The sequence below is a fragment of the Inquilinus sp. genome (assembly GCF_057815775.1).
In genome coordinates, this window is record NZ_JBYRFX010001182.1 from 1 (window position 1) to 5,460 (window position 5,460).

The 5,460-nt window shown below is 66.7% G+C and carries 5 protein-coding genes; all 5 read right to left on the reverse strand.

The genetic code is table 11. The features are described 5' to 3' along the window. Positions 1 to 131: 131 nt before the first annotated feature. Positions 132 to 1,034 (reverse strand): GTPase Era, encoded by a 903-nt coding sequence (gene era / locus AC3XYG_RS42195; RefSeq protein ID WP_489145910.1) that lies wholly within the window; start codon positions 1,032 to 1,034, stop codon positions 132 to 134. Further along, positions 1,031 to 1,807 (reverse strand): ribonuclease III, encoded by a 777-nt coding sequence (gene rnc, locus AC3XYG_RS42200; RefSeq protein WP_489145911.1) that lies wholly within the window; start codon positions 1,805 to 1,807, stop codon positions 1,031 to 1,033. The genes era and rnc overlap by 4 nt, the downstream gene beginning before the upstream one ends. After that, entirely contained in the window at positions 1,759 to 2,538 is a 780-nt protein-coding gene (gene lepB / locus AC3XYG_RS42205) for a signal peptidase I (protein WP_489145912.1), read from the reverse strand. The genes rnc and lepB overlap by 49 nt, the downstream gene beginning before the upstream one ends. Positions 2,539 to 2,625: 87 nt before the next feature. Continuing rightward, positions 2,626 to 4,785: a RelA/SpoT family protein gene (locus tag AC3XYG_RS42210; RefSeq protein ID WP_489145913.1), complete on the reverse strand. Its 2,160-nt coding sequence runs from the start codon at positions 4,783 to 4,785 to the stop codon at positions 2,626 to 2,628. A 202-nt stretch (positions 4,786 to 4,987) separates the two neighbouring features. Then, positions 4,988 to 5,422 (reverse strand): DNA-directed RNA polymerase subunit omega, encoded by a 435-nt coding sequence (gene rpoZ, locus AC3XYG_RS42215; protein WP_489145914.1) that lies wholly within the window; start codon positions 5,420 to 5,422, stop codon positions 4,988 to 4,990. Between the last annotated feature and the right edge of the window lie 38 nt (positions 5,423 to 5,460).

Genomic DNA, 5,460 nt, shown 5'->3' on the forward strand with positions numbered 1-5,460 from the left:
GTGATCAGCGCCGTCTCGCCATGCGGCCGGACGGTCAGGACGATGCCGTCGTCGCGCCAGTCCAATTCATGCCCTGTCTGCGGTCATTCCGTCTGTATAGCACGAAACGAGAACAGAGCATCGCGCTTCGTTCACGCGTCGAAATCGAGTCCCCAGGTGGAGTAGCGCGCGGGATCGTCGAGCCAGTTCTCGCGCACCTTGACGAACAGCGACAGGTGCACGCGCTGTTCGGTGATCTCCTCCAGCTCCAGCCGGGCGGCGGTGCCGATCGCCTTGATCATCTGGCCGCCATGGCCGAGCACGATCGCCTTCTGCCCGGGACGCTGGACGTAGATCACCTGGCTGATGCGGACGCTGCCGTCGGTCTGTTCCTCCCAGGCCTCGGTCTCGACCGCGACGGCGTAGGGCAATTCCTGCTGCAGCCGGATGAACAGCTTCTCGCGGGTGATCTCGGCCGCCAGCAGCCGCATCGGCATGTCGGAGACCTGGTCCTCCGGGAACAGCCAGGGCCCTTCCGGCAGGCGCGTGGCCAGGGAGGCGCGGAGATCCTGGACGCCGTCGCCGGTCAGGGCCGAGATCATGAAGGTGTCGGTGAAGACGCCCGAGGCGTTGAGCTCCGCGGCCAGGGCCAGCAGGATCTCACGCCGCACCGCGTCGATCTTGTTCAGGATCAGGATCGCCTGGCGCTTGGTCTGGGCCAGCTTCTCGATGATGCCGCGAGTCTCCTCGCGCACGCCCTTCTTCGTGGCGTCGACCAGCAGCAGCACCAAATCGCCCTCGGCGGCGCCGGCCCAGGCCGCGGCGACCATGGCGCGGTCGAGCCGGCGCTTCGGCGTGAAGATGCCGGGGGTGTCGACGAAAATGACCTGTGCCTGGCCTTCGGTCAGGATGCCGAGCACGCGGCTGCGCGTGGTCTGCACCTTGGGCGAGACGATGGCGACCTTGGTGCCCACCAGGGTGTTGAGCAGGGTCGATTTGCCGGCGTTGGGGGCGCCGATCAGGGCAACGAAGCCGCAGCGCGTCGCTTCGGTCATGACTCAAGCCTTTGCAGAAGGGCGGCTGCGGCATCGCGCTCCGCCACCCGTTTGGACGATCCACGGGCGCTGGCCGTGGGCTGACCGTCGATTTCGACCCGGATCTCGAAGACCGGCTGGTGGTCGGTGCCGCCGCGCGCCACCTCGACATAGCGCGGCAGCGGCAGCCCGCGGGCAAGCGCCCATTGCTGCAGCCCCGATTTCGGGTCCTGCGGCGGCTGCAGATGGCGGTCGATGAAGCCGGCCCAGGCGCCGCGGATGAAGGCGGCGGCCGGCGCCAGCCCGCCATCGCGGTACAGCGCGCCGATCACCGCCTCGCAGGCATCCGCCAGGATGGTCGGGTTCTCGCGGCCGACGATGTCCTCGCCGGGCGACAAGGTGAGATGGCGGCCGAGGCCGATCGCCACCGCCACCTCGAACAGCGCCTCGCGCCGCACCAGGGCGACATGGCGCTTGGCGATGGCGCCCTCATCCTCTTTCGGAAAGCGCTCCAGCAGCCATTCCGCGATGACCAGGCCAAGCACCCGGTCGCCGAGGAATTCCAGCCTTTCGTAGCCGTGCCGGGCCAGCTTCCGCTTCGCGCCGCTGACGCTCGGATGCGTCAGCGCCTCCACCAGCAGCTGCGGGTCACGGAAGCCGTGGCCGAGGCGACCGGCCAGCGCGTCGAGATCGGCCCCCGTGGGTGCAGGGCTGGCCGGTATAGCGCCCGTCTCTGTCTCGGGGATCAGTGGATCCCCGTGAACAGGCGGCTGAAGCGAAGGGCGAACGGCCATTTCCAGACCTGCCAGAAGCTGGCGTCTTCCAGGCTGAACCAGCGGAATTCGGCCCGGCCGACGAAATTCTCCACCGGGACATAGCCGACATCCTCGAGCACCCGGCTGTCGGCGCTGTTGTCGCGGTTGTCGCCCATCATGAAGTAATGCTCGGCCGGCACCACATATTCCTGGGTGTTGTCGTAGGGGCCGTCGTCGTTCCGCTCCAGGATCGGATGGTCGACCGGGGCGGCGCCGTTGGCGCCCGGCAGCGTCTCGATATACTGGTGCAGCACTTCGCGCTGGCCATAGCCATTGGTCGAGACATAGGGCTCGACCTCGCGGCGGTCGACCATCTGGCCGTTGATGTACAGGCGGCCGCCGGTCACCTGGATCCGGTCGCCCGGCAGGCCGATCACGCGCTTGACGTAGTCGATCGAGGTGTCCCGCGGCCGGCGGAACACGGCGACGTCGCCACGCTTCGGCGGGCTGCCCAGGATGCGGCCCTGGAACAGCGGCAGCCCGAAGGTCAGGGTCTGGGCGCTGTAACCATAGGAGAATTTCGACACGAACAGGTAGTCGCCCACCAGCAGCGTCGGGATCATCGACCCGGACGGGATATTGAACGGCTCATACGCGATGGTGCGGATGCCGAAGGCGATCGCAATGGCGTAGATCACCGTGCGGATGGTTTCGCCCCATCCGCCTTCCTTCTTCTTCGACATCGTGATCGACTTTTGGTTTTCGGTCATGGCGCCCTTGTATGGTCCGACCACGGGGGGAAATCAATCTCGCGCACGAGACGACACGGTCGCAGCGCGGCCGCCACGATGGCGGCTTCAGCGGCTGCGGGCACGATCGACGGCGCTGATCACCGGCATGGCGCGCAGCGCCGCGATGATGTTGGTCAGATGCTTGACGTCCTTGACGTCGATGTCGATCAGGATCTCGAAGAAATCGACCGAGCGGCTGGTGATCTTCAGGTTGGTGATGTTGCCGCCATTCTTGCCGATCACCGTGGTCAAGGTGCCCAGGCTGCCCGGCTCATTGCTGATCGTCACCTGGATTCGGCCGACATGGTCGTCCGCCGCATCCGCGCCGGCATCCCAGCTGACGTCGAGCCAGCGCTCCGGCGCGTTGTAGAAGCTTTCCAGCGTGTCGCAGTCGATGGTGTGGATGGTCACGCCCTTGCCGGTCGTGACGATGCCGACGATGCGGTCGCCCGGGATCGGGTGGCAGCAGCGGGCGTAGTGGACGGCGAGGTTCGGGATCAGGCCGCGGATCGGGATCGCACCGCCACCCTGGGTGGTCTTGCGCGCCCGGTTGAGCGGCACGACCTTGCCGGCCTTCTCTTTCTCCTGCTGCACCTGGGCGCGGTGGCCGGGGAAGACGGCATTGAACACGTCGCGCGTGGCCAGCACCCCGGCGCCGACATTGGCCAGGATGTCGTCGGCGTCGTCCGCCTTGAAGATCTTGAGGACGCCTTCCAGCGCCTTGTCGGAGAAGTCGTAGCCTTCCTGCCGGAACACGCCCTGCAGCATCGAGCGGCCGAGCTTGGCGTGCTCGTCATATTGCTGGGCGCGGATGAAGCGCCGGATGCAGGCCCGGGCCTTGCCGGTGGCGACGAAGCGTTCCCATTCCGGCGACGGCGTCGAGGTCTTCGAGGTGATGATCTCGACCTGGTCGCCGTTCTGCAGCAGGTGGCGCAGCGTCACCATCCGGCCGTTGACGCGGGCGCCGACGCAGGTGTCGCCGATCTGGCTATGCACGGCATAGGCGAAGTCGACCGGCGTCGCCCCCTGCGGCAGCGCGATCACCGCGCCCTTGGGGGTGAAGCAGAAGACCTGGTCCTGGAACAGCGCCAGCTTGGTGTGTTCGAGAAACTCCTCAGGCTTCTGCGCCTGCTCGACGATATCCAGCAGGTCGCGCAGCCAGCGGTACTGGGTGCCGTCCTGGTTGCGCTCGTCCTGCTTGTAGGCCCAGTGCGCGGCAACGCCGAGCTCGGCGATCTCCTGCATGTCACCGGTGCGGATCTGCACCTCGATGCGCTGGCGCATCGGGCCGATCACGGCGGTGTGCAGCGAACGGTAGCCGTTCGGCTTCGGCGTCGAGATGTAGTCCTTGAAGCGCCCGGGCAGCGAGGCGTAGCGGCTGTGGATCAGGCCAAGCGCGTGGTAGCAGTCGCCCTCGGTCTCGACCACGATGCGGAACGCCATGATGTCGGCCAGCTGCTCGAACGCCATGTTCTTGCGCTGCATCTTGCGCCAGATCGAATAGGGGCGCTTCTCGCGGCCGACCACCGACGCCTTGACCCCACCCTCCTCCAGCACCTTCTGCAGCTCGGTCAGGATCTTGGAGACGATGTCCTGGCCTTCCTCGCGCAGCTGGGCCAGGCGGCGGACGATGCTTTCGCGGGCATCGGCGTGCAACTGGGCGAAGGCGAGATCCTCCAGCTCCTCCTGCATGCCGTGCATGCCGATGCGCTCGGCCAGCGGGGCGTAGATCTCCAGCGTCTCGCGGGCGATCCGGCGGCGCTTGTCCTCGTTGTTGAAGGCGCCGAGCGTGCGCATGTTGTGCAGCCGGTCCGCCAGCTTGACCAGCAGCACGCGGATGTCCTTCGACATCGCCAGCACCAGCTTGCGGAAATTCTCCGCCTGCTTCGACTGGTCGCTCTGCAGTTCCAGCTTGGACAGCTTGGTGACGCCGTCGACCAGCTGCGCCGTCTCGCGCCCGAACAGGGATTCCAGCTCGGTCAGGGTCGCGCCGGTGTCTTCCACCGTGTCGTGCAGCAGGCCGGTGACGATCGACCCGGTGTCGAGCTTCATGCCGGCCAGGATGCCGGCGACCTCGATCGGGTGGATGAAGTACGGGTCGCCCGAGGCGCGCTTCTGCGAGCCGTGGGCCTTCATCGAATAGACGTAGGCGCGGTTGATCAGGTCCTCGTCGGCCGAAGGATCATACGCCTTCACCCGCTCGACCAGCTCGTATTGGCGGATCATGCCACGCCCCGCCAGCGACCCATGCACCATTCTCCCGGATCGGGGACCAACGCCCCGCCGGACAGGTTGAACCGAAATCCGCCGCGTTGTGGATCAAATTCGGCAGGCGCGCGGCTGCCATGCCGCCAACTCGACCGGACCGGCCGCATCGATCATTCTCCCGACAGGCGGTCAGACACCATGCCGGGCCGGTCCGCTCATATCAGATGTCGTCTTCGGTGCCGCCGATTTCCAGGTCGCCGCGACCATCCTCTTCCTCGGCGTCCTCGGTCTCGGCGTCATCAGCGACTTCGATGCCGAAGGTGGATTCCTCGTCCGAGCCGACCGCGGCCTGCGGCGCCACGCCGGCCTGCAGCCACTCTTCCTCACCGGCCATCAGCTCGATGATTTCCTCATCGGCTTCGTCGATCTCGGCCAGCTTCTGGTGGCCCTTGACCAGGGACTCGCTCAGGCTTTCCAGCGGCACGGTCTCGTCGGCGATCTCGCGCAGCGCCACCACGGGGTTCTTGTCGTCGTCGCGATCGATGGTCAGCGCCGCGCCGGACGTGATGTCACGGGCCCGCTGGGCCGCCATCAGCACCAGGTCGAAGCGGTTCGGGATCTTGAGGACGCAATCCTCGACGGTGACGCGTGCCATGGGCTGACGCTCCTGCGCGAAAAACTGTCACGACGATA